Source organism: Acinetobacter sp. S4397-1 (assembly GCF_024129285.1).
Taxonomy (GTDB): domain Bacteria; phylum Pseudomonadota; class Gammaproteobacteria; order Pseudomonadales; family Moraxellaceae; genus Acinetobacter; species Acinetobacter lwoffii_C.
The window spans coordinates 1-22939 of sequence record NZ_JAMXXZ010000034.1; the positions used below are offsets into that span (position 1 = coordinate 1).

At 44.1% G+C, this 22939-nt stretch carries 19 protein-coding genes and 3 pseudogenes; 11 read left to right on the forward strand and 11 right to left on the reverse strand.

All coding sequences use genetic code 11. From position 1 onward, the window contains the following. Window positions 1-89: 89 nt before the first annotated feature. The 5 genes and pseudogenes from NI467_RS12670 to hemE all read right to left on the reverse strand — a co-directional run. Window positions 90-1097, reverse strand: a pseudogene (locus tag NI467_RS12670) (protoglobin domain-containing protein); the annotation flags it as partial. A gap of 204 nt (window positions 1098-1301) precedes the next feature. Further along, on the reverse strand, window positions 1302-3188 hold the full coding sequence (locus tag NI467_RS12675) for a DUF4105 domain-containing protein (RefSeq protein WP_253153274.1): 1887 nt from the start codon (window positions 3186-3188) through the stop codon (window positions 1302-1304). Window positions 3189-3253: 65 nt separating this feature from the next. Next, window positions 3254-3724, reverse strand: coding sequence for a DUF3015 family protein (locus tag NI467_RS12680; RefSeq protein WP_151206770.1), 471 nt, complete (start codon window positions 3722-3724; stop codon window positions 3254-3256). A gap of 148 nt (window positions 3725-3872) precedes the next feature. Further along, window positions 3873-4679 (reverse strand): DUF817 family protein, encoded by an 807-nt coding sequence (locus NI467_RS12685; protein WP_253153276.1) that lies wholly within the window; start codon window positions 4677-4679, stop codon window positions 3873-3875. 10 nt (window positions 4680-4689) lie between these two features. Next, a complete protein-coding gene (gene hemE / locus NI467_RS12690; RefSeq protein WP_151206767.1) occupies window positions 4690-5760 on the reverse strand; it encodes a uroporphyrinogen decarboxylase in 1071 nt (356 codons plus the stop codon). A gap of 204 nt (window positions 5761-5964) precedes the next feature. Between hemE and NI467_RS12695 the strand changes: the two genes are divergently transcribed. Continuing rightward, window positions 5965-7218: a L,D-transpeptidase family protein gene (locus tag NI467_RS12695; RefSeq protein ID WP_151206765.1), complete on the forward strand. Its 1254-nt coding sequence runs from the start codon at window positions 5965-5967 to the stop codon at window positions 7216-7218. Between the two features lie 75 nt (window positions 7219-7293). On the opposite strand, the gene NI467_RS12700 is transcribed toward NI467_RS12695, so the two are convergent. Then, window positions 7294-7791 (reverse strand): hypothetical protein, encoded by a 498-nt coding sequence (locus tag NI467_RS12700; RefSeq protein WP_253153277.1) that lies wholly within the window; start codon window positions 7789-7791, stop codon window positions 7294-7296. A gap of 126 nt (window positions 7792-7917) precedes the next feature. On the opposite strand from NI467_RS12700, the gene NI467_RS12705 reads away from it, so the two are divergent. From NI467_RS12705 to dapC, 5 genes are all read left to right on the forward strand, one after another. Further along, entirely contained in the window at window positions 7918-8646 is a 729-nt protein-coding gene (locus NI467_RS12705) for an AzlC family ABC transporter permease (protein WP_171478799.1), read from the forward strand. Next, window positions 8643-8990, forward strand: a complete 348-nt coding sequence (gene ygaH / locus NI467_RS12710) for an L-valine transporter subunit YgaH (RefSeq protein ID WP_151203869.1) — start codon at window positions 8643-8645, stop codon at window positions 8988-8990. Before NI467_RS12705 ends, ygaH begins: the two co-directional genes overlap by 4 nt. Before the next feature lie 787 nt (window positions 8991-9777). Then, complete coding sequence (gene purT / locus NI467_RS12715) at window positions 9778-10992, forward strand: formate-dependent phosphoribosylglycinamide formyltransferase (RefSeq protein WP_253153289.1); 1215 nt, start codon at window positions 9778-9780, stop codon at window positions 10990-10992. 26 nt (window positions 10993-11018) lie between these two features. After that, window positions 11019-13685 (forward strand): [protein-PII] uridylyltransferase, encoded by a 2667-nt coding sequence (gene glnD / locus NI467_RS12720; protein WP_253153279.1) that lies wholly within the window; start codon window positions 11019-11021, stop codon window positions 13683-13685. 22 nt (window positions 13686-13707) lie between these two features. After that, window positions 13708-14877, forward strand: coding sequence for a succinyldiaminopimelate transaminase (dapC, locus tag NI467_RS12725; RefSeq protein WP_253153281.1), 1170 nt, complete (start codon window positions 13708-13710; stop codon window positions 14875-14877). A gap of 121 nt (window positions 14878-14998) precedes the next feature. On the opposite strand, the gene NI467_RS12730 is transcribed toward dapC, so the two are convergent. Both NI467_RS12730 and msrB read right to left on the reverse strand, forming a co-directional pair. Next, window positions 14999-15475, reverse strand: a complete 477-nt coding sequence (locus tag NI467_RS12730; protein ID WP_174659569.1) for a glutathione peroxidase — start codon at window positions 15473-15475, stop codon at window positions 14999-15001. Then, a complete protein-coding gene (msrB, locus tag NI467_RS12735) occupies window positions 15472-15891 on the reverse strand; it encodes a peptide-methionine (R)-S-oxide reductase MsrB (protein ID WP_151206759.1) in 420 nt (139 codons plus the stop codon). Before msrB ends, NI467_RS12730 begins: the two co-directional genes overlap by 4 nt. A 152-nt stretch (window positions 15892-16043) precedes the next feature. Here msrB and NI467_RS12740 point away from each other — a divergent pair, with 152 nt between their 5' ends. Both NI467_RS12740 and NI467_RS12745 read left to right on the forward strand, forming a co-directional pair. Next, window positions 16044-17279 carry a pyridoxal phosphate-dependent aminotransferase gene (locus NI467_RS12740; RefSeq protein ID WP_151204751.1) on the forward strand — a complete coding sequence of 412 codons (1236 nt, stop codon included), beginning with the start codon at window positions 16044-16046 and terminating at the stop codon, window positions 17277-17279. A 214-nt stretch (window positions 17280-17493) separates the two neighbouring features. Further along, window positions 17494-18705, forward strand: a complete 1212-nt coding sequence (locus tag NI467_RS12745; protein WP_253153283.1) for a YbfB/YjiJ family MFS transporter — start codon at window positions 17494-17496, stop codon at window positions 18703-18705. On the opposite strand, the gene NI467_RS12750 is transcribed toward NI467_RS12745, so the two are convergent. The 3 genes from NI467_RS12750 to icd form a co-directional block, all read right to left on the reverse strand. Next, a complete protein-coding gene (locus tag NI467_RS12750) occupies window positions 18684-19205 on the reverse strand; it encodes a M23 family metallopeptidase (RefSeq protein WP_151204758.1) in 522 nt (173 codons plus the stop codon). The two genes, NI467_RS12745 and NI467_RS12750, sit on opposite strands and share 22 nt — an antisense overlap. A 178-nt stretch (window positions 19206-19383) precedes the next feature. Further along, window positions 19384-19512 carry a hypothetical protein gene (locus NI467_RS14770; protein WP_257234961.1) on the reverse strand — a complete coding sequence of 43 codons (129 nt, stop codon included), beginning with the start codon at window positions 19510-19512 and terminating at the stop codon, window positions 19384-19386. 301 nt (window positions 19513-19813) lie between these two features. Beyond that, window positions 19814-21070: an NADP-dependent isocitrate dehydrogenase gene (icd, locus tag NI467_RS12755; protein WP_253153285.1), complete on the reverse strand. Its 1257-nt coding sequence runs from the start codon at window positions 21068-21070 to the stop codon at window positions 19814-19816. A 310-nt stretch (window positions 21071-21380) separates the two neighbouring features. On the opposite strand from icd, the pseudogene NI467_RS14945 reads away from it, so the two are divergent. The 3 genes and pseudogenes from NI467_RS14945 to NI467_RS12765 all read left to right on the forward strand — a co-directional run. Next, window positions 21381-21557 (forward strand): annotated as a pseudogene (locus NI467_RS14945) (IS5/IS1182 family transposase); the annotation flags it as partial. Next, window positions 21558-21867 (forward strand): annotated as a pseudogene (locus NI467_RS14950) (IS5/IS1182 family transposase); the annotation flags it as partial. Window positions 21868-22251: 384 nt separating this feature from the next. Further along, the gene (locus tag NI467_RS12765; RefSeq protein ID WP_253153287.1) at window positions 22252-22428 is read left to right on the forward strand and encodes a hypothetical protein; all 177 of its coding nucleotides are present in this window, start codon (window positions 22252-22254) and stop codon (window positions 22426-22428) included. Window positions 22429-22939 lie beyond the last annotated feature (511 nt).

Genomic DNA, 22939 nt, shown 5'->3' on the forward strand with positions numbered 1-22939 from the left:
TTTGATAACCACTTTAAGGTGTTTGATTTGGTATTCTTCTATGTCAATTATGGCTATGTCTGATGCCAGCATACTTTTTAGAACACCACCATATTTTTAAAAAAGTCGGCATCAATTGCCAATAGGGACAAAGGCGTCTGGTTTTGCCGTGAGTAGCTGATTTCACGAGAAATAATCGTATTTAAATAACGGCGATTGAGCAGCTGAGTCAATGAATCATTCCCGGCTTCAATATAATCAGCCACCTGAAACAATTGGTCTACCAGATGCTGGATTTCACGGTTAATATCACGGATGTGTTGAATCGACCCCAGCATGTTAGTGTTTTCTGTACATTCCCCTACAGCTTTATTCACTTCATCAACCTGATAAATCCGCTTGATGACCAGATCGACCTGATCTGACTCCGCAAAAGCATAGGCTGCCTTATGAATAAACCAAAGTCCAAATTCAGACTTGGACAACATCGGATGTCTGAACGGGCCAGTGCCTGAAAACACCTTGAACATCAAATCATTTTCCCAGTCCAGCAAGGCACTGCGCTGCTTGTCTTTTTGTACTGCAACATCCTGCATCGCAGAAAATACACGATAGCTATGCTTGATTTCCTGATTCGCTACTGTTTTGACCTCATAGGAGCGGCACATAATTTCTGTAGCAAATCCCATGACTTCTATAATATAGCTACAGGTGGTAAAAGCAGGGGCAGATGGGTTTAAACCCAATAATTGAAAGACCATATACTGGATTTCACGCACACCGCGCATAATGAGCCAGGCAGGAATACCAATACGCGCATGGACATGGCCGACCATCGCCTGTCTTTGTACCGCTTGCATATAATCCTTATTTACCGGAACACTAAAACTTTCCGATAACCATTGGATTAAGGTCGTATGCAAGCGCTGCTGGACCAGTTTATCTGTTAAAAATTGTGCAGATTCTTTTTCGAGCAGCATATTTTTATAAAACTCATCCACCAGAACAACCGAATGCTCCTGAACAAACTGTAAGGCTTGTAATAAAGCATCAGATGAATAATTTTGACCTATCTGTTCCCACTGCTCAGCCAGCATTGCCATATTTTCATTATTCATAGGATGGAGTTCCTGATATTTGCAATTTTCAATGACATTATTTAATAAATACAATACAATTTATACATTATAGTATGAATGTTATCACCATTATTTAAATAATAGTGATCAAGTTAACAAAATAACCAAACCACCCCTATAATAATACCGCCTATATTTTAAGCTCAGGTCAAAAGTTAGAATAGCCAACTCAATTTTTATTCTCTAGAAATAACGGATCAGGCTCAGACTCCACTGTTCCCAATCTTGATGGTTTTGTCGCTGATATTCCCAAGCCCCCCGAATTGCATATTGTAGGGTCCAGGTATACTGAAATTGGGTCTTCAATTTCAGCTGCCATTGATGTGAATCTTCCCAATATGGCAATTCTACTTGTATCAGACTATTGAGCTGCTCATTCCAGACATTCTGACAGCCGATGGTCGGACCAGCTCCTACACGCCAACCTTGATCCAGGGCTTTGCCTGCCTGTAAATGATTTTGTAGCTGTGTATAACATAGATGTTCACGTGTTGCATTGGCCCAGCTATAACCGGCCTGCACGTTTAAGTTAGCGACCCCATGCTGGCTTTCACGACTAAAATGGCCCGCTGAATTCAGAGCTTCTTGTTGCCAGCCCAAGTTAAATCCCCAGGATAAGGGTGTTTTAAAAGCATGAATCGGGTTATAGGAATTGACGGTTAATAGATCCAGATGCTTCAGCTTCAACCGATCCTGGCGATATTGCAGAGCACCATCCAAAAACAGCAGTTGGGTTCCGGTACGCAATCCTCCTTGTGGATCAATCAGGTCATGATAAGCTTGACGATGACCGATCTCGACAAAGGTCTGGCCTTGAACCTCACCAGCTTTAAAAGAAAGATGACGTGCATCATGCGCTTGCACAGGATTGGTCTTGGGTACGGCGACATTCAGGCGTTGCTTCTCAAGGGCCAACTGGCTTCGTTGCACCAGAATCTGCCTTAAACGTGGCTGCGCCACTTGAGGATCAATTTTTCGGGCGAGAAAATGCAGATACAAGTCGTCATAGGCCATTTCCAGAATCTTGGCCTGGTTTTCAGCTGAGTAAGATTCGAGTATCTGACCATGTTCCCACGGTTCAGACATGGCAATTTGATGGGCTACTTTTGCCAGCTTGTGACCATGCTGTCTGGCCTGTGCCAGTAACTGGGTTTCCAGAGCAGGACGATATACCACGTCTTTGATCAGCTGTTCATCATCCAAGGCTTTAATAGTCTCAAGCGGAATGGAGACTGCCTTAAACTGCTGCTGCAAATTGGCGTGTGGGCGTACCAGATCAATTAAGCCTAATAAACGGTAAGCACAATTGTCCTGAATAAAATAATAGGGAAATTGTACATGTTTCATTTCCCAAATATGCTGGACCAGAAATCTGGTTTCTTCCGCACTTAAAGCCAGTTCATATTCCCAAAGGTCGCGACTTTCGAAATCCCCATATTCTTTAACTTTACGATAATACGGCATCAGGGAATATTCACCTGGATACTGCCCGGTTAAACCTTTCCAGGCATAAGACCAGCTTTGCTCACCTTCGATGGTGGCCGCATAGTTCACCGCATAAGACACCAGATTTAGCTGTTGCTGATCTTTAGGGTCCAAACGCAGCAAAGTATGTCCGAACATTGAGCTGGGATTGCCCATAAAGTCGGTGGCATAAATCAGCGTCGCTTTATACGGTTTAATTTCGGTCAGCCACTGATTCAACTCAGGGCAAGCCACTTCTGGTAAAGCAGCATGAGGTATCTTTAAGCTTTCAATGAGAAACTGGCTCCGCGCCGGGAAACGGCAACGAATAGATTGATCAGGTTCAGCCGTTTGAAACAGTGCCTGAACATTACTGGCCAATTCCAGTTCCAGATTTTGGGCACCCTGTTCATGATAGAAATAGCCTGAATAGCTCACTTCGCTATGCTGTTTGGCATCAGCGTACATCAAACGTTGCCAAGTGATATCTTGAGCCAGCTTATTAATTTGAGCCTGTTGAATAAATGGATCTGCCGGACTGGCAAAGGATGGACAACTTAGTGTAGACAGTGCAGCAAGGATTATAAGGGCAACGCAAGATTTCATATTAGAACAGGAAATTTATTTTTAGATAGAAAAAAACCCTGTCAAGCGACAGGGTTTTTGACATATTAAACGTAAGCTTTTAATACGTCGTCATTTGCCATGACAGTTTGCAGAGAAGATAATACTTCTAGTGAAGTTTCATTTTCAGTTGCATAGATTGAAGCAAAGTTTTGCTTAGAAATAGCGAAGAAGCGTGCTTTATCTTCAGTTTTGATATTTAGCAATTCAGCCAATACGTTTAAGCTTTCGCCCTGACCAACCGCCATATCACGCGCGAGTGATTCAGCATTTTCATTGGTAAATGTCACCACTTGGGCGGTTACTGTACCGGTACCGCTACAACCCAAAGTACCAAAAGTGATACCGAATAACTGGTTAGCAAAAATACCGTTGGTCGTTGCTGCCAAAATTTTAGGCACTTTACCAGACTGACCTGCCCAGACTTGACTTCCAATACCACAACCTGCATCACGGTCAGCAAATGCTGCAGTTGAACCCACTGCAAGTACTGCAGCTAAAGCTAGTTTTTTCAACATGATTACTTCTCCAAAAAGTTTATCTAAGTGTTTTTAATTATTCACAATTAGGTAATTTTTATTACACCGTGGCTAGAATAACGTCAACGGTGCTTAAAGGCAAAACATTTTGTTTCAAGTTCGACAGGTTGCTTTCTCAGCAACCGGCTCAATCTTGTTCTTTTAAATGCCAGGCTCCATCGAGCTGACGTTGCCCGAGAATTTTCAATACCAGCACCAGACTGAGCAGCAGCAGCAAGTACCATGAACCGAGTTTCCCCCAGCCCACCATATGCCATTGTTCAATCTGACTCGGATAAAGCCAGATCTGATAAAAGGTACTGATATTTTCAGCGAGCCAAATGATAAATGCCAATAGCAGCAGCACGGGCAACATCGGCAACTGAAAAGCATGTCGATTCAATTGAAAACGGATTTTGGTTTTCCAGAAAATCACCACACTCCAGGCAAATAAAATCATCCGGTAATCCGGAATAAAAAATTTGCTCATAAAGTTGATATAGGACAGAACCGCCAGCGCCAGCATATTAGCAAAGCTCGGCAATTTCTCAAATGACACCTGATAGAGACGTAAGGAGCGCGCAAAGAAGCTTCCGACAGCCGAATACATAAATCCGGCAAATAAAGGCACAGTCAGAATTTTAAAAATGGCGGGTTGCGGGTAATGCCACGAGCCAATCGCCGGATGGGTCAGGAAAATTTCCATCACCATGGCCAAAATATGAAACAACGCAATGACTTTCGCTTCTGCCCAGGATTCCAGCTTGGTATATAGCAGAACCACCTGAATCATCAGGGCAAAAAACAAGAGATAGTCGTAACGATAGAAACCATACAACAGTTCGCTTCCCATGGAAGCTGTCAGGGCAAAGGCGAGCAACAGTAGAATCCCAAATAAGGCAGCCGAAGCTGCCTTATAAGTAAATTCAAACCCTGATTTTATAAAATCAATCAAGGCTTACATCCTACAGGTACTTGGCACTATACTCATGTACGGTATCAACAAAGGCTGTCGGGTTGGCAGGATCAACCCACTGGGTAATACCATGCCCCAAGTTAGCGATATAACCTGTTTTTTCGCCATTGGCATAGGCATCATCCAGCATCAGCTTGGTGGCTTTCACAATCGACTCATGGGATCCATACAAAGTTGCCGGATCAAGGTTACCTTGTAGCGCGGCACGGCCCGCAACGGTTTGGCGCGCTACATTCAGTGGCGTCGTCCAGTCCAGACCAAAAGCATCTGCACCAGTAGCAACCATTGGCTCCAGCCACTGTCCGCCACCTTTGGTGAACAGGATGACCGGAATCTTGCGACCATCTTTCTCACGCTGCAAGCCAGCCACAATTTTCTGCATATAATTCAGTGAAAACTCAATATATTCACGGTGCGCCAACGCCCCGCCCCAGCTGTCAAAAATCTGTACGGCCTGGGCACCTGCGTCAATCTGGGCATTCAGATATTCGATCACTGCATCAGCCAGACGCTCTAACAAGGCATGCATGACTTCAGGCTGGGCATACATCATGTTTTTGGTAAAGCGGAAATCTTTGCTCGAACCACCTTCAACCATATAAGTGGCCAACGTCCATGGACTGCCAGAGAAACCGATTAACGGCACCTGCCCCCCCAAGGCCGAACGGATGGTAGATACCGCCTTCATGACATAGTCCAGGTCAGACTTGGCATTAAATGCAGGTAAATTTGCTACATCCTGCTCGGTGCGGACTGTCTTATGAAACTTTGGACCTTCACCCGCTTCAAAATACAATCCCAAACCCAAAGCATCGGGTACGGTCAAGATGTCTGAAAACAGGATCGCAGCATCCAGATCATAACGGCGTAAAGGCTGTAAGGTGACCTCACACGCCAACTCAGTATTTTTACAAAGAGAAAGGAAGTCTCCCGCCTGGGCACGGGTTTCACGATATTCTGGTAAATAACGGCCTGCTTGACGCATCATCCACACAGGTGTGGTATCTACAGGTTCACGTAATAATGCGCGCAGAAAACGATCATTTTTTAAGGTCGTCATTCACTTTCCTATCTATACTTGAAGATGAAACCCATCATAACAAAAAGCCCGCATTTTGAATAACTTCTCATAACTTTAAAAACCGATCATGAGAAATGGCAAGGGATAGATTTACACAAAAGAACTACTGCATCTACACATTTTTTCTGTAATACTTACAGTGTTTTTTCACATAGTTAAAGAAGTAAATTAAGGTTGAGTTACATGTTCGTTCGCACAATGCTCGCTGTGAGTCTAGGTTGCATTTTCGCAGGTACTGTTTTCGCTGCGTCTACTGCTGAACAACCATTGAACCCGCAAATGGCCACTGATGTTTCAGTGCAAGACCCTATTGATCCTCTGGCACTTGAGTCCTCGGCGGCACAAGCTCCTGCAACCCGCCAGACGACCACTGCCCCAACAGAAGAAGCTCAAATTACAGCACAAGAAAAAAAAGAGCTGGATCAAGCATCTGCAGCTTTAAATACCTTGCAGAATACTGAAGACCAAAATGCCGATAGCGGCGTTGCACCTGCAGCCGCCAGTAAAACTGCCAGTTCGGCAGCAACTAAAGCGTCGTGGACCCTAGAGGGTCTCAATAACGCCACCTGGTATGAAAATATTGGTGCGGGTCAGTTCCCGGTATATGCACGTGCGCATGTCATGTTGAATAATGCTCATGCTTCACCAGGTGCAATTGATGGAACCAGCGGTAAAAATACCCTGAAAGCTATCGCGTCTTTTCAGCAAATGAACGGCATTAAGCCTACAGGTGTACTGACCAAAGAAACCTGGGATAAACTGATTGAACGTCAAGGTTCCAAGCCTGCTTTTGTTGAATACACTATCACTGAAAAAGATCTGGCGGGTCCTTTTGTCAAGTCTATTCCTTCCAATTACGCTGAACAGGCAAAAATGAAAGGCTTGTATTACACCAGCTCGCTAGAAATGCTTAGTGAAAAGTTCCATATGGATCAAAACTTCATGCAGAAGTTAAACCCGAATGCGAACTTTAACAAAGTCGGCCAAAAAATTCTGGTAACAAATGTACGTAATGAACTTCCAGAAGGTATTCATTTGATTGTGGCGCATAAAGGTGCAAAACAGCTGTACTTATTTAACAGTAAAAATCAAATGATTGGTTCATTCCCTGCCAGTATCGGGAACACCAGCACCCCTTCACCAACGGGTACATACAAAATTACTGGTGTTGCGCCAAACCCTTGGTATAGCTACTCACCGTCAAACTTTATTCAGGGTAAAAACTTAAAGCCGCTGTCTTTACCACCAGGTCCAAACGGCCCGGTAGGGAATATCTGGATTGGCTTGAATAAAAAATCATTTGGTATTCACGGTACACCGAATCCTTCTCTGATTTCCAAATCTTATTCACACGGTTGTATCCGCCTAACCAACTGGGATGCCAATGACCTGGGTAAAAAAGTAAAGTCTGGTGTGACTGTTAAGTTCCTTGAATAATCTTTGAATATTCAAACAAAAAGCCAGTCGTGAAGACTGGCTTTTTTTTAAGAATCTAAATTGATAATTGGTTTTTTATTGCATCTCGGCAATTGCGGTACCCTTTTGCTTAGGGTTCGTATTTCCTAAGGCCGGATTGGCAATTGCATTTTCACACTGCTTTTTATCTCGCTCATAATCTGCCTGCTTTTGAGCCACACTACTCCCATTTTCCAGGGTAGTGCGTGCCCAGATTTCCAGACTGGTTAAGGCCTTACGGCATAATGCGTATTTACCTTCAGTCACCGAGTCGGTCATTTTGACATTAATCCGCCAGTCGGTGCTGAGCTTACGGGCAGGTTCACGTACCTGTTTTTCCAGTTGATCAAGCTGTCTGTTATACACCAGAGGGTCAACTTCATTGATCAGTTTCCAGGCCGCATTGGCATAGGTCGTAGCATCATTTGTCAGCTTTGGTGCAGGTTTAATCTGAGCTTGTTCAGGCGACTGATGGTCATTTCCACAAGCTTGCAGCAACAATACACTGCTTATTAAAGAAACGGTCAGCAGTGCACGTGTCTTAAACATCAGCATATCAGGCTCGCCTTTTTAAAAAATTCGGCACTATGCTAGTAAATTCGCGTACAATACACAATCTTCATTTGACCTCTTGTTCAACTCTCCTGCAGGTGTTTCGTGACAGAGCACAATCCATCCGCAATGCAGCCTGCCGGATTCTGGCAAGGTGCAAAAGACAGCCAGGCGATTATCTTCACCTATCTGCCGGTGTCGTTTGCTTTCGGTGTTTCAGCGACTCAATTCGGTTTTACGGCCTGGGAAGCCCTGTTCCTGTCCTGTTCGATGTATGCTGGTGCCAGTCAGTTTCTGGTGGTTGCGTTACTCGGCAGTGGTACTTCTATCTGGATGACGGCGCTGACTGTCATTGCTTTAGACATTCGTCACTTGTTGTATGGCCCTGCCCTGCAAAACCTGATTCAGGATCGTCTGAACCTGAAAAAAACAGCTGTCTGGTCTTGGGGTCTGACCGATGAAGTCTTTGCTTCTGGCATGATCAAACTATCACAGCGGCGTCAGGAATGGTCTGAATCCTGGATGCTTGGCCTCAGCCTGTTCAGCTGGCTATCATGGGCATTGGGTTCTTTTCTGGGCGGTTTATTTGCCGATCAAGTCAGTAATTTACCGCAATTTTTGCAAGCAGCACTGGACTTCCTGCTCCCTGCCTTATTCCTGAGTTTCCTGCTGGCAGCCTTTGAGAAGAAACATAGCTTTGTCGTGGCAGTTACCATTATTGTCTCGGCGGTTGCCTGCTATCTTATTGACCTGTCCGCAGCCATTTTTATCGGTATCAGTTCCGGTATTTTTGCTGGCCTATTCAAGCATTATGTTTTACAGAGACCTGATCCTGAACATGCAGGAGACCCTCGATGAATCTCGAAATTATTCTGGTCGGAATTCTGGTGGGGATTGCCAACTTTGCTTCCCGCTTTGGACCATTTTTTGTTATTCAAAAATTTCAGCAAGGCTCACAAAAACGTGGTGCCTTATGGTTAAAAATTGCCTTGGGTTCCATTGGAATTGCTGCAATTAGTTCGATGCTGGTCGTTGCAACCTTGCCCCCCCTTTTAGAAACGCCCAATAAAAGTTTTGCCATGCTGATAGGCTTCATGGTGCTGAGTGGTCTGTATTTTAAATTTAAGAAAATTGTCATGGCGACCTTGATTGCCGCTTTAACCTACGGTCTGGTTTATACCTATGTTCCGGTGTCTTTTTAAGTTTTTATTCAATAATCCAAGCACATAAAGCCTTATCCTATTAATAGCATAAGGCTTTATAAGTCAGAAGAAAAACAAGAAAATCATTGTGCAGAGCATGAAAAGTCTTTATTCATCTTAAACAGGATGACGTTCTACCTATTTTCAAAACAAATTCCCGAGCAGTTACTTTGAGTGTGTCATCAATACACAAAATTTTAATGGTCATTTCACTGAAGTTCATTACCATGCTGCCGATCTGATTCCTATCATTTATCTTCAAAAACATGATCAAAATAAAATCATTGCCATGCTGACTTAAACCCAGCTGGTTCTACACTTATGTCCTAAAAATAATTATTAGTCTTTGGAGTCTGATTTCCTCCACTCTTCCCACTCTACATTCGAAATACTCTGATTTTTTTCTTTGTGATGACAGGAAATTTCACTCAATTGCTTAATGATGCAATGTTTTTTTACAGGTGTTGAAAGCGGCTTAGCTCTCCTCTTTATCACCATACAGCTAGGCTGCTTATATTATTTTCGGCGCATGCAGACTTTAAAAACGTGTACTGCTTGGTCTTCTGCCCAATCAAATCCTATAAGTGGAAAAACACATCCTCAAAGCTGTATTTATCCCCTGCAAAATTTCCCCAACAGCCAACCGAAACCTGCGCCCACATCAACATAATAAAATGATCAGAACCTTATGAATAAAGCTGCTGGGCAATATCATAATTTTATGTGAATCAAGGGTTATCTGAACACGCAGTTCTGCTATGCTAAAAGCCCATAAAATCAAGCATGGATAATACACATGAACGTGACGATTGGTACTCCACTACAGGCTTCAGCGTATAAAGTTCTTTTACTGGGTTCAGGAGAACTCGGCAAGGAAGTGGTTATTTCACTCCAACGTTTGGGTGTTGAAGTCCATGCGGCTGACCGTTATGCGGACGCGCCTGCCATGCAGGTGGCCCACTATTCTCATACGCTCAATATGGCAAATGCCACAGAACTCAGACAGTTGATTCAGCAAGTTCAGCCTCATCTGATTGTTCCGGAAATTGAAGCGATTGCCACCGAAGTTCTGCTAGAGATTGAAGAACAGAAAATTGCAACGGTGATTCCTTCTGCTAAAGCGGTGAACCTGACCATGAACCGTGAAGGTATTCGCCGTCTGGCCGCCGAAGAACTGGGCTTGCCGACCTCCGCTTATCGTTTTGCAGATACCCTAGAATCGTTCCGTGCTGCCTGTGATGACATTGGTTATCCAAACTTTGTGAAACCGGTGATGTCCTCTTCAGGCAAAGGTCAGTCCCGCGTAAAAAGCTTTGCAGAAGTAGATGCTGCCTGGGACCATGCACAGACTGGGGGCCGGATCAATCATGGTAAAGTGATTGTTGAGTCGCAGATTGATTTTGATTTTGAAATTACCTTGCTGACAGTATGTGCAAAAAATCCGCAAACTGGTGTAATCGAAACATCCTATTGTGATCCAATCGGGCACCGTCAGGATTCAGGCGATTATGTGGAAAGCTGGCAACCTCAGCCGATGAGCCCGGCTGCGCTGGAAGAGTCGCAACGCATTGCCCATAAAGTCACAACAGCACTGGGTGGCTGCGGGATTTTCGGTGTGGAACTCTTTATTAAAGGTGACAAAGTATGGTTTAGTGAAGTTTCACCGCGCCCGCATGATACTGGTCTGGTCACCTTAGCTTCACAATTCCAGAGCGAGTTTGAACTGCATGCCCGTGCGATTCTTGGCCTGCCTGTCAACACCGAACGTCATAGCATTGCAGCCAGTGCCGTGATTTATGCAGGTGTAGATGACCATAATCTTTCATTTTCTGGCTTAAATCTTGCTTTAGCAAATCCGAATACGGATGTGCGCCTGTTCGGCAAGCCTGAGGGCTTTAAGCGTCGTCGTATGGGTGTGGCGACTGCACGCGCAGAAACCATTGACCAGGCACGCGAACTGGCCCAGCAGACTGCCGACCAAATTAGCGTTCATCAAAATTAAGCTGAAATACAAACGGATCCCTGTTCATGATCAATACCTTACCTTTGCTGAATTATATTCAAAGCAACCATGACATTCAGGCCATTAACCAGTGGCGTAGCGATGTTGAAAATCAGCTGCAGGAATGTTTTGAAAATGGACAGTCGATTCGTGACATCATTCTGGCGCGCTCCAACCTGATTGATGAGGCCTTGCAGTTCCTCTGGAAACATGCCAGGCTGGATCAGACGGAGCTCAGCCTGTTTGCTGTAGGGGGTTATGGTCGCCGCGAAATGCTGCCTTATTCCGACGTCGACATCATGATCCTGTCCGAAAATAAGATTGTTCCTGAACAGGAACAGCGTATTTCGACCTTTATTTCCTCTCTTTGGGATGTGGGTAATTTCAAGCCCGGCATCAGTGTCCGTACGATTAATGAATGTGTGACTCAGGCAAGCAGTGACTTAACAGTGGCCACCTCCCTGATTGAAGCCCGTCTGATTATTGGCAATGAAAACCTGTCTAAATGGCCTCGGCGGATTGTTTCACAGACCTGGACGGATAAGACCTTCTTTGATGCCAAGGTCAATGAACAGCATAAGCGCTATGCTCAGCACAATGACACCGAAAGCAATCTGGAACCAGACATCAAAAATGCCCCAGGCGGCATCCGGGATATTAACCAGATTGGCTGGATTGCCAAACGGCATTTTCGGGTCAACCGTATTTATGACTTGGTGCATCTGGGTTTTATTTCAGAATTTGAACTGGCCGTACTTGAAGAGGCAGAAAGCTTTCTCTGGGAAATCCGCCATCATTTGCACCGTCTGACCAAGCGTGATGAAAACCGCCTGCTGTTTGATTATCAGCGGGAAATTGCGGCCAAATTCGGTTATGTACGCGAAGAAGGCCATCATCAGAATTATCCGATTGAACAGTTCATGAAGCGCTATTATCGCAGCGCACAACAGGTATCTACCCTGAATGAAATGTTGCTGGCTTACTTTAGTGAATCGGTGATTACGCCACGTTTACCGCAGTATGAACGTCAAATTGAAGAAATTAACGAAAACTTCAAGCTGGTCGATGGCAAGCTTGCCGTTCAGCATCACAAAGTTTTTTCAGAAAACCCCAGCGCTATCTTGGAAATTTTTTATTTACTGGCCAACCGCCCGGAAATTGAAGGTATCCGTGCCCGCACATTGCGTCTGCTGACGCTGGCAGCCAAACGGATTGACCAGATTTTTCGCGATAATCCAATTCATCAGGCACTTTTCATGGCAATTATCCGCTCGCCATATCGCCTGTATGACACTCTAGTAACGATGAAGCGTTATGGCGTACTGGGCAATTATATTCCGGCCTTTGGCCAGATTACCGGCCTGATGCAATATGACCTATTCCATATTTATACCGTGGATGCTCATACTCTGCTCTTACTGCGTAATCTGAACCGCTTTAAGGAACCCGGTTTTGCCAAAGATTTTCCAGTGGTCAGCTCTGTGTTCCAGCGTCTCAGCCGCCGCGATATTGTCTATCTGGCTGCCATTTTCCATGACATTGCCAAAGGGCGTGGCGGTGACCATAGCGAACTCGGAGCAGCTGATGCCATCAAGTTCTGCCGGACGCATGGCTTTACCGAACGCGAATGTAATCTGGTTGCCTGGCTGATTCAAAATCATCTGCTCATGTCAGTTACTGCACAGAAAAAAGACATTTCTGACCCGGATATAGTACGGGAATTTGCAGAAAAAATGGGAGATATGGAACATCTGGATTATCTATATACCCTCACCGTCGCTGATATCAATGCAACCAATCCAAAACTCTGGAATACCTGGCGTGCCTCTTTAATGCGTCAGCTATACACCCATGCCCGTGATGTCATCCGGTCCGGTCTGGGCCGCCCGGTCGATTATAGAATGCTGATTGAAGATACCAAGTTTGCAGCCAGTGAACTCTTGGTTAATGATTTCTCACTTTACGATGTAGAAACCGTCTGGCAGGAGCTGGGCGATGATTATTTCCTGAAAGAATCAGCCGATGAGATTGCCTGGCACACACGCGCCATTTTGGAGCATGGGGACAATCCTGCACCTTTGGTATTAATGCGCGCGCACCGCAAATATGCACAAGATGCAGTCCAGATCTTCATTTATACTCAAGACAAGCCGAACCTGTTTGCCACCACTGTGGCCATTTTGGACCGCATGAATCTGGATGTGCAGGATGCGCGGATTATTACTGCAACCAAAGCCTTTAGTCTGGATACCTATGTGGTGCTGGACCGTTTTGGCACTCTGCTCACTGATCCAGAACGCGAAGCAACTGTCATTGACGCCCTGAAAGAGGCCTTGAGCCATTCAGACGAATATCCGGGCCTGATGCAGCGCCGTATTCCTCGCCAGTTACGCCATTTTGATATTGAAAATACGGTCGATATTACTTTAAACCCGGCCTTGAATCAGAATATGGTTGAAATTGCAACGCTGGATCAGCCGGGTCTGCTGGCCAAGATTGGCGGCCTCTTTATGATGCGCGGCCTGGATATTCACTCTGCCAAGATTGCCACCCTAGGCGAACGTGCTGAAGATATTTTCTTCGTCACCAAAAAGGATGGAATTCCGATGACTCAGGCTGAGTCGCTTAGCTTTGCAACTGCGCTCAAAGCGGCTCTGGATGAGGCGTCTCATCAGGTCAATGCTCAACACTAACCCTTTGCTCGGGAATACACGCATGAACTCCAGCTTGTCTTTATTACATCCTTATCCCTTTGAAAAGTTAAACCAGCTTTTTGCCGGCATTCAGCCCGCGGATCTGCCTCTGATTCCTCTGTCTATTGGCGAACCCAAACATCCTGCACCTGAGTTTGTAAAACAAGCAATTATTGATAATTTACAGCACCTTTCGACTTATCCAAATAGCAAGGGTCTATCCGAGTTACGTACCAGTATTGCCAACTGGCTGAGCCGACGTTTCAAGCTGAATACAGTCAGCGCCGAAAGCCATATTTTGCCAGTTTCAGGCACCCGTGAAGCAATTTTTTCCTTTGTCCAGGCACTCATTAACCGGGAAGATGCCCCTTATGTGGTCATGCCCAATCCTTTCTACCAGATTTATGAAGGGGCAACCTTATTGGCAGGTGCCCAGCCTTATTTCATTAACTGTACCGAAGAAAATGACTACTTGGGTGATTTTGACGCTGTGCCGGCCGCAGTCTGGGAAAAAACTGCCCTACTCTTTGTTTGTACGCCTGGCAATCCGACAGGTGCGGTACTGTCCAAAGAACAGTTTAAAAAGCTGATTTCCCTTTCAGATCAATACGGTTTCGTAATTGCCTCAGATGAATGTTATTCCGAACTCTGGTTTGACGAAGCCCCGACCGGCTTATTGGAAGTTTGTGCTGAAATTGGCCGTGATGATTATAAAAACTGTGTGGTCTTCCATTCGCTGTCTAAGCGTTCCAATCTGCCTGGGATACGTTCAGGCTTTATTGCAGGTGATGCGGCATTACTACAACCCTATTTACAGTACCGGACCTACCACGGTGCAGCCATGCCGGTCCAGCACCAACTGGCCTCTATTGCAGCCTGGAATGATGAAACCCATGTGGAAGAAAACCGGGTACAGTACCGAGCCAAGTTTGACCTGTTTCAAAACGAGCTAGGCACTTTATTGCCCCTCAAAAAACCAGATGCCGGTTTTTACTACTGGCTGAAAGTCGATCATGACGAAGAATTTGCCAAAACTCTGATGAAAAAAGTCCATATCAAGGTGCTGCCGGGCCGTTATCTGTCGCGTGAAACCCCAGAAGGCAATCCGGGTGAAAATCATGTACGTTTGGCTCTGGTTGCTGACCTTGCCCAGTGTGAACAGGTGGTTCAGCGTTTAAAAATGATTCTCTGATTGAAGTGCCTCAATCAAAATAAAACCCACTTGCCAGAAGTGGGTTTTTTCATGAAGGTTTATTTTAGTTTAGATATTTGTAGTCAGAATCCCTACGCCTTAGCTTTCGACTTCATTTCAATCACAATGCCTTTTGAATCTCTTCTTCCAGATCTTCCGGCTTGGTCGTGGGTGCAAAACGGTTCAATACTTTGCCATCACGCCCTATCAGAAATTTGGTGAAGTTCCATTTAATGCCATTGCCCAGAATGCCTTTAGAATTATTGGTCAGATAACGGAAAATCGCATGAGCTTCCGGACCTTTTACATCGACTTTGGAAAACATCGGAAAAGATACTCCGTAATTCTTCTGGCAGAATGTACCGATCTGCTCATTCGTACCCGGGTCCTGGCCGCCGAACTGGTTACACGGAAAACCCAATACTTCCAGCCCTTGTTCCTTATATTTCTGGTACAGTTTTTCTAATCCGGCGAATTGCGGGGTAAAACCGCATTTACTTGCAGTATTCACGATTAAGAGAACTTTACCTTCATAATCTGCAAGGCTTTTATTTTTTCCATCTAACAATTCAGCTTCAAGCTGATAGATGCTGGTCATGGATAGGTTTCCTCATCATTTTTTTCTTGTGTTTTTAAGTCTAAAGAGGCTGAGTTTACACAATAGCGTAAACCTGTCGGTTCTGGGCCATCTGGAAAAACATGCCCTAAATGTGCGTCACAATGATGACAGGCAATTTCAGTTCTGATCATGCCATGCGAATGATCTGATATTTCTTCAATGGCCGAGTTATTTACCGGACGAAAGAAACTTGGCCAACCAGAGCCGCTGTCATATTTTGTCTCTGAAGAAAAGAGCGGCGTCCCGCAGCAACGGCAGACATACACGCCATCCTGTTTGGTATTCCAGTATTTTCCGGTAAATGCCGGCTCGGTTCCTTTCTCGCGAGTAATGCGAAACTCTTCTGGTGATAACTCTCTTTGCCATTCCCGGTCGGTTTTATTGAGTTTTCCCATCACTAACTCCTTTAAATCTTTGACATTCAATGTCATGCTTCAGTACTTCCATATTTACGCTAGAGATGAAAAAAATTCTAGCGAAATTTCAGCATAGATTGTGACATTTGCGTAATCTATAGTTTTAAACTCTAAATTAATTGGATGGAATTATGTCCGGCATTGCTAACACAACCCCTCGCGAAATCAAAAAATCCTCTAAGCTCGAGCATGTTTGCTACGACATTCGCGGACCTGTGTTACGAGCGGCCAATGAAATGGAAGAAGCCGGACATAAAATTATCAAGTTAAATATTGGCAACCCTGCCCCCTTTGGCTTTGAAGCGCCTCAGGAAATTATTAATGATGTTGCGCTCAATCTGCCAAATGCAGTCGGTTATACCGACTCTAAAGGGATTTTCCCGGCACGTAAGGCCATTTGCCAGTATTATCAGCAGAAAGGCATTCTGGATATGCACGTTAATGATGTGTATGTCGGTAATGGTGTTTCCGAGCTGATTGTGATGGCCATGCAAGGCCTGCTGGATGATGGCGATGAAATGCTGATTCCAATGCCGGATTATCCGCTCTGGACTGCGGCAGTCAATCTGTCTGGCGGTACAGCCATCCATTATAAATGTGATGAAGAAAATCACTGGTATCCGGATATTGCGGATATGGAAAGTAAAATCACGCCAAATACCCGTGGTATTGTGATTATTAACCCGAATAACCCGACCGGTTCAGTTTATCCGCGCCATGTGCTGCAACAAATTGTAGATCTGGCTAAAAAATATGACCTGATCCTGTTTGCTGACGAAATTTACGACAAAATCATTTATGACGGGATTGAGCATGTTTCTGTCGCTGCTCTGGCCGGTGACCAGCTATGTATCTCGTTTAACGGTTTATCCAAGGCCTACCGTATTGCAGGTTACCGTTCTGGCTGGATGGCAATTACGGGTGACAGATCACGTGCTATGGATTATATCGAAGGTCTGGACATGCTGGCCTCAATGCGTCTTTGTGCCAACCATCAGGCACAATATGCAATTCAAACGGCGCTCGGCGGTTATCAATCAATTAATGACCTGATCCGTCCAGGCGGACGTTTATATGAGCAGCGCAATATTGCCTGGGAAATGCTGAACGAGATTCCAGGTATCTCCTGTGTCAAACCTGAAGGTGCAATGTACTGCTTCCCGAAACTTGATCCAAATGTCTACCCAGTCGAAGATGATGAAAAACTGATGCTTGATCTGCTACGTGCCGAGAAAGTTTTACTGGTTCAAGGTACGGGCTTTAACTGGCCAACCCCAGATCACTTCCGGGTCGTCTTCCTGCCAGCTGAAAATGAACTGCGTGAAGCCATCACCCGCTTGGGCCGTTTCTTCGCAAAAATGCGTTAATTTTCCAGAGCCCAATAAAAAAACCGCATATATCTATGCGGTTTTTTTATATCTGCAGCAAATTTCCGCTGTGTACCGTGGCTGAACTCTTTAAAACTGGCATCTCTAGAGGCCATTTACTGAACCCATGGGTTCCTTAAGCGGTGATTTTTGCCACAAACCCGACTATTCATGCTATTTTTTGATCAAATATTATAATTTGATGAGCACATGGATGTCCTCAAATACAATCAAACTCAGTCTGTTTCTCTGCCTGAGCATGTGCCTCGGCATTGGTATCCTGCGTTTTTCTTATACGGCACTTTTGCCTGGCACCCGAGAAGCATTTGCCTGGACGACAAGTTTTGCCAGCCTGCTGGGCAGTGCCAATTTGCTCGGTTACCTGATCGGGGCGTTTACAGCCATGCGGCTGCCGCAAGACCGGAGCATGGCTCATTATATTCAAATGGCAGCCATTGCAGGCGTGTTCAGTTTACTATGCTGTGCTTTTTCAGGATTTTCCGAGATTTGGTATATCTCTTGGCGTGTCATTTCCGGCATCAGTGGTGGACTCTTGATGATCTTATCGCCGAGTGTGGTGGCGCAATGTTGCGACCTTCAGGATCGGCTGAAAATCAACTTTATTGGATTTAGCGGAATTGGCCTAGGTGTGCTAGTCGCCACCCTGTTCCTGCCTTATCTGGATCAGATGTCTATCCAGACTGCCTGGCTCATCTTATGCGGTTTTGCTTTGTTTATTTGTTTATGTCTAAGTTTATTGCTCCAACAGTTTAAACCCTATTTGTCCACACAAGCAGCCACCAATTTACCCAAAAATTCTCTAAATTCAGTTTTTTATAGTCTATTGACCGTTTACGCCTGTAGTGCGTTTGCCTATATTCCGCATTCACTTTTCTGGATTGATTACTTAAGCCATCAGCTCGAACTCAGTTTATTCTGGATTAACTTTAACTGGATTTTATATGGCCTAGGAAGTGCATTAGGTGCCTTAACGGCCTACGCACTGGCGAGAAAATTCGGTAACTTTAGCGCCCTGAAAATTCTTTACAGCTTGTATATTGTCGCTATATTACTGGCAACAGCAAAACAGAGTTCTCTGCTCACTTTCGGCTCTTCTTTTTTTACCGGCCTGCTTAACCCGGCGGTGGTGTTTTTGACTTCTTATACCATTTTACAGCTGTACGGACTGGCTTATAAAAAGCTCTGGAGTATCGCCACCCTATGTTTTGCTGCTGTTCAACTGATTGGTGGCCTTAGTTTTAGTGCTTTGCAATATTTAGGCTTAAGCTATTATCAGCAATTTGTATTGGCTGCGTGTGTGCTTTTGTTGGGAGCACTACAATTATTCTGGTGCACACGCCCCGCTCGATTCAAGCCTCATGAATCCACCCGCTCTCTTGCTGCTCAGGAGGAAGGTAGCAAATAGGGATAGGGATTAGTGGCGCCTTGCTTGCTAAAGTAAATACCATAATGCAAATGCGGTGGAGTGTTTTTGGCATTGCCCGTATTCCCCACATAAGCAATGACTTCTCCGGCTTCCACCCAGTCACCCTCCTGAATGTGTGCAGCATAATCTTCCAGATGGGCATAATAATGCTGGCTTAAATTCGGCCCAGTTATCCAGATGACTTTTCCACCCAATGAATTGGTTCCCACACGGCGAACAATCCCTTGGGTTGTACTCAGCACAGCTGTTCCACGTCTGGCAAAAATATCAATTCCCTGGTGTTTACGTCCTTCACTGCGCGCAGCACCCCAAGTATCTTGAATCTGGCCGGGTTGAATGCCTTGTACCGGCATGGTCAGCGGTCCGACCAGTTCCGCTTTCTGCAACTGCCAATAGAGATAAGGCGTCTTCCAGCTTCCAGCCTCACCTGAAGGGGGTGGCTGACAGGCCATTAAAAGCACCGCCAAACTGAATAGCATAATAATGGTTTTTATAATTTTCACTCCTACTTATATACCAAGTTTTCCGTTTCCCCTCTTAAGTAAAAATCTCAATATATTCGGGTCTGTTATTTTGAGTGATGATTCTTATAAGCAAAAGACGAAAACAAAGCCCTCACAAGAGGGCTTTGTTGTTTAAATGAGGGTTGAGAGAAATCTATTTACGCTTTTTCGCACGAGATGGCTTGGAAGGTTGTTGCTGTTGCTGTTGTTGCTCGTCATTCTGAATATTATCTTTTTTGTCCTTTTGCTGGACTTGACGATGTTTAGCCTTGGTTTTTGCCATAAGTTACACTCCTTTGGAGAAGATCTCTATCACTGGAAGTTCATTCATCACTCTAACGTTTATATGAAATAAGCCAATCACCAAGCTGTATCTAAACACGTCAATGTAAAATAGCTTCGATTAAACGCTTGAAATTATGTGGGTACTTTTTTAGTTTTTTACAAATTTTACATAAAACTTCATGCTGATACCTGTTTTAACTTTTGTTTGTTTTTTAAACTTAATTTACTTAAATTTTCCAGTTTCTCTTTATAAAAAAACCCGCATTAAATACGGGCTTTGCAGGACAGTACGCCGCGTCCTATTCATCCATATTGTCAATAATGGCATCACCAAATTCGGAACAGCGCAACAAGGTAGCATCTGGCATGAGGCGTTCAAAATCATAGGTCACAGTTTTATCGGCAATCGCACCAGAAACCCCCTTGATGATCAGATCGGCTGCCTCAGTCCAGCCCATATCACGGAGCATCATTTCGGCGGAAAGGATGATTGAACCCGGGTTCACCTTATCCTGTCCGGCATATTTAGGTGCTGTACCATGCGTGGCTTCATAGACCGCAATCGAACCGCCAATATTGGCACCTGGAGCAATACCGATACCACCCACCTCGGCTGCAAGCGCATCGGAAATATAGTCCCCATTCAGGTTCAAGGTCGCAATTACGGAATAATCAGCAGGACGCATCAGAATCTGTTGCAGGAAAGCATCTGCAATTACATCTTTAATAATAATGTCTTTACCTGTTTTAGGATTTTTAATTTTTACCCATGGGCCGCCGTCGAGCAGTTCACCGCCAAAGCGCTCTAGCGCGACTTCATAGCCCCAATCCTTAAACGCCCCTTCAGTATATTTCATGATATTGCCTTTATGCACCAGCGTTACACTTGGCTTGTTATTGTCAATTGCAAACTGGATGGCCTTACGTACCAGACGCTGCGTCCCCTCTTTAGATACCGGTTTAATGCCAATTCCGCAATTTTCCTCAAAGCGGATTTTGGTCACGCCCATTTCTTCTTTTAAAAACTTGATGACTTTTTTAGCTTCTGGTGAGTCCGCCTTCCATTCAATACCCGCATAAATATCTTCGGAGTTTTCCCGGAAAATAACCATATCGGTCAATTCAGGATTTTGTACAGGAGAAGGTACGCCTTCAAACCAGCGTACTGGGCGCACACAGACATACAGGTCTAATTCCTGACGTAATGCAACATTCAAGGAGCGAATCCCGCCACCCACCGGGGTAGTCAGCGGGCCTTTGATGGAGATTACATAGTCACGTAGCGCTTCAAAGGTTTCTTCCGGCATATAGGTGCCATAAATCTTGTTGGCCTTTTCACCGCAATAAACCTCCATCCACTCAATGGAACGCTTGCCTCGATAAGCTTTTAAAATGGCAGCATCTACCACTTTTTGCATGGTCGGGGTAATATCTACACCAATACCGTCCCCCTCAATAAAAGGAATGATAGGATTGTTGGGTACATTTAATGAGAGGTCTGCATTGACTGTTATTTTATTCCCATCCGCAGGCACCACGATTTTTTGATAACCCATTGTACAAGTTCTCCCTTTGTAGCTGGCGAATTTCAAAATATTTACCAAATAGACAATACGTTCAACTTTTCTTCACGCCTCATATTCTAATCGTATTTTAAACTGTTCGATATTTATACAGGCAATAGCCACATTTCCCAGTTAAATAAAACTTAATGTTTTTCAGTTTTATGTAATTACAGAAGCCATTTCCTATAAAAATCGTCATTGAATATCAGATTCTGTCTTAATCGATATTAGTCTGTGAGAGGCACTTGGCTTTGTTACATACCGCTGCTCTTAAAGGCCTCTTCAACACGATCATTTCACAATCAAGAAGCTAGTATCTACAATCTATCGCACCACCCATTGCTCTTCTTATAACCAAGCTTTAATTAAGCCAGGCAATCTCTCCATCTGGTTTGATCCTAAGACTCAAGGATATGGCCCAGCCATAAGGTAAACACGGGCGAAATCCAATTATGCTGACACAGCACTTCAATGCTGTCGTTCAGCACATGCCATGATTCCTCCAAGAAAAAATGTAAAGCCTTAGAAAGACAAAAAATTGGATCTTGAGAGAGAAATGAATTATTGAAAATCATCAAACGTTTAGGAAGAGCGATGGGAAAAAATAGTTTGAGTATCATCACCGCAGCTTGGTCGAAACTAAGCTGCATTGCATCCAACTATTGAGCGATAAATTAAGGGCTAGAAACTTTCCTGGTCAGGTGGATAAAATTCACACACGTTTAGCAGTTCTCAACAGATTCACAGAATTAGGTCAACCTCATACCCAAGTCGTGTCTTGGATTTGAACTGTTTGGGGTAACTCTGACTTCTAAATCTTTATGCAACAAAGCCAGTTTTAATTTTACCGAATACTCACAATTTTGAAATTGCCCATTAATCCTTATCCGCTGCCGATAAAAAAATCCCCCGCCAATAATGCATATTTAGCAGGGTTTTGTATGCTGTAATCTCTCTGGCGAAAAATATAAAACTATACGATTAATACCGAAGATTCGTCTTCGGATTTTCCAGATGAGTTCACTTAAATTATTAAATTTGACGACTGGATAGAATTTTGTGTTACTTTTCATTTAGTTTTCTTACAGAACCAAGACAAACAATAACACCCTCCAAGTAATTTCTTCATTAAGGTTTAGTCTTATTTTTTTGTCTAATGTAAGAGTAAATACATGAATACTTTATCTAAAATTGCTTTAGCTACTTTAATTTCTGCTAACTGTGCAATTGCTGTTGCTGCTGAAGCTCAACCTACTGAAGCTCCTGCATCAGAAGTCGCTACTCAAGAAGCTAGCGCTTCTGAAGCTACAACCAACGAAAGTGCTGCAACTCAAGAAGCAACAAAATAATTTTAATCTAGGTCTGCACAAACCTAAAGAACCCACATATTTAGTGGGTTTTTTTATTTTATCCAAAACACTTTGGCATAGACCTAAGCAGAGCAAATTACAGGTTTGCACAGCGCCATACTTTCTGCGAATTAGTTAATTCCTCTCAAATAATCCCGACACACTTTCATTTTTTCATCATTAACTGTGGACTCAATTTCAGGCGTACTATGCAAGCCAAATAGGCAAAACCAGAATTAATAGCTTTATTGGAACTCATTCAATAAAACCTCCCGCAGGAGGTTTTAAAAATAATGAATGCTGCAGCTTATTTTTTATAAATCGGATCAGGTAAATCCATTCTATTTTCAGACATTGCTTTTCTGGCTACATCTGGCAAATCGGTAATAACACCATCCACACCAATACCGATCAAATGATTTCTCTGTACACGACAAATTTCACAGAACCCTTATCCTATCAGGGTTCTGCCTTCTTAAAATTGCCAAAATTTCCTTAAACTCTTCTTTTT

Excerpts from the sequence above, each read along its gene's own strand:
- NI467_RS12675 (WP_253153274.1), bottom strand. The coding sequence starts at position 3,188 with ATGAAATCTTGCGTTGCCCTTATAATCCTTGCTGCACTGTCTACACTA.
- NI467_RS12680 (WP_151206770.1), bottom strand. The coding sequence starts at position 3,724 with ATGTTGAAAAAACTAGCTTTAGCTGCAGTACTTGCAGTGGGTTCAACT.
- hemE (WP_151206767.1), bottom strand. The coding sequence starts at position 5,760 with ATGACGACCTTAAAAAATGATCGTTTTCTGCGCGCATTATTACGTGAA.
- NI467_RS12695 (WP_151206765.1), top strand. The coding sequence starts at position 5,965 with ATGTTCGTTCGCACAATGCTCGCTGTGAGTCTAGGTTGCATTTTCGCA.
- NI467_RS12700 (WP_253153277.1), bottom strand. The coding sequence starts at position 7,791 with ATGCTGATGTTTAAGACACGTGCACTGCTGACCGTTTCTTTAATAAGC.
- NI467_RS12705 (WP_171478799.1), top strand. The coding sequence starts at position 7,918 with ATGCAGCCTGCCGGATTCTGGCAAGGTGCAAAAGACAGCCAGGCGATT.
- ygaH (WP_151203869.1), top strand. The coding sequence starts at position 8,643 with ATGAATCTCGAAATTATTCTGGTCGGAATTCTGGTGGGGATTGCCAAC.
- glnD (WP_253153279.1), top strand. The coding sequence starts at position 11,019 with ATGATCAATACCTTACCTTTGCTGAATTATATTCAAAGCAACCATGAC.
- dapC (WP_253153281.1), top strand. The coding sequence starts at position 13,708 with ATGAACTCCAGCTTGTCTTTATTACATCCTTATCCCTTTGAAAAGTTA.
- NI467_RS12730 (WP_174659569.1), bottom strand. The coding sequence starts at position 15,475 with ATGACCAGCATCTATCAGCTTGAAGCTGAATTGTTAGATGGAAAAAAT.
- msrB (WP_151206759.1), bottom strand. The coding sequence starts at position 15,891 with ATGGGAAAACTCAATAAAACCGACCGGGAATGGCAAAGAGAGTTATCA.
- NI467_RS12740 (WP_151204751.1), top strand. The coding sequence starts at position 16,044 with ATGTCCGGCATTGCTAACACAACCCCTCGCGAAATCAAAAAATCCTCT.
- NI467_RS12745 (WP_253153283.1), top strand. The coding sequence starts at position 17,494 with ATGTCCTCAAATACAATCAAACTCAGTCTGTTTCTCTGCCTGAGCATG.
- NI467_RS12750 (WP_151204758.1), bottom strand. The coding sequence starts at position 19,205 with ATGCTATTCAGTTTGGCGGTGCTTTTAATGGCCTGTCAGCCACCCCCT.
- NI467_RS14770 (WP_257234961.1), bottom strand. The coding sequence starts at position 19,512 with ATGGCAAAAACCAAGGCTAAACATCGTCAAGTCCAGCAAAAGGACAAA.
- icd (WP_253153285.1), bottom strand. The coding sequence starts at position 21,070 with ATGGGTTATCAAAAAATCGTGGTGCCTGCGGATGGGAATAAAATAACA.
- NI467_RS12765 (WP_253153287.1), top strand. The coding sequence starts at position 22,252 with ATGAATACTTTATCTAAAATTGCTTTAGCTACTTTAATTTCTGCTAAC.